Origin of the sequence: Paenibacillus sp. OV219 (assembly GCF_900110075.1) — a bacterium.
Classification (GTDB): domain Bacteria; phylum Bacillota; class Bacilli; order Paenibacillales; family Paenibacillaceae; genus Paenibacillus_Z.
Window position 1 is genome coordinate 1 of the sequence record NZ_FOCJ01000036.1, and the last position, 1,130, is coordinate 1,130.

At 51.8% G+C, this 1,130-nt stretch carries 2 protein-coding genes; both read right to left on the minus strand.

The features are described 5' to 3' along the window. Positions 1–833 (minus strand): aldo/keto reductase (locus tag BMY11_RS28345; protein ID WP_090583870.1); only part of this gene is annotated, 833 nt, incomplete at its 3' end. A gap of 3 nt (positions 834–836) precedes the next feature. Further along, the coding region (locus BMY11_RS28350; RefSeq protein WP_090583873.1) for an NIPSNAP family protein at positions 837–1,130 on the minus strand (294 nt) is incomplete at its 5' end.

Sequence of the window (1,130 nt, forward strand, 5' to 3'; positions counted from 1 at the left end):
GTCATGGCCGGATGCATCAGCGTCCATGCCAGTGCGACGTTGGCTTCGCTTTCGCCGATTTCCCGGCAAAGCGCCGCGAACCGTTCCAGCTTGTCCCGGTTGGCTTCCACCCGTTCTTGGGATCGCGTGCTTCTCGCGCCACCCGACGCCTTCAACGCGTTTCCGCCGAGCAAGCCGCCGTCCAGTGGACTCCAAGCAATGACGCCGATCCCGTGCTCCTCGGCTGCAGGAAGCACTTCCAGCTCGGGTAGTCTGCACAGCAAACTGTACTTATGCTGTTCGGATACGAGTCCCAGCTTATGTACGGCTTTCGCTTCATATTGGGCTTTTACCAAATCTCTTCCGGCAAAATTGCTGGATCCCACATAACCGATTTTCCCTTGATTCACGTAAACATGGAATGCTTCCCAGAGCTCGTCCCAGCTTACGTTGCGGTCTACATGGTGCATTTGATACAGTTCAATATGATCCGTGTTTAAGCGGCGGAGCGATTCTTCCAAGTGGCGGCGAATTTTATACGCGGACAAGCCGCTTGGTTGATTGGGTCCGTCCAGCGGATTGTCCATGTCGCCGTACACTTTGGTAGCCAGAACCACCTTTTCCCTGCGGCCGCCACCCTGCGCGAACCAGCGTCCGATGATTTCCTCGGTTCTTCCTTTGCTACCCTGCCCGCCGTAAACGTTGGCGGTATCAAAAAAGTTGACCCCGGCATCCAAAGCGGCGTCCATGATCCGGAAGGATTCCTTCTCATCCGTTTCGGGTCCGAAATTCATTGTTCCCAAACATAATCTGCTGACTCTCATTCCAGATTTTCCTAGGTATGCGTATTCCATATGCTATTCCTCCCGATTGTGATTAAAATAATCAGCCCGTTTTAAAAAGATCTGATCGACGCGTTCGACAATATTTCCGTTCTGTTCGGATATTTGTTTCACGTCGTTCCATTCCTTATCCTGAGCGAACGCTTCCCACTGTCTTGTCCGTTCTTCCATGCTTTCGTATTTCATCGTGTAATAGAGCTTGGGCATTTCCTCCAATTCCTCCCAAAAATCGCACACCTGCATGCCCAATCTTTCGAAAATACGAAACGTGTGATCCGAGAAACGCTGTCGGATTGCATCGATTTTGCC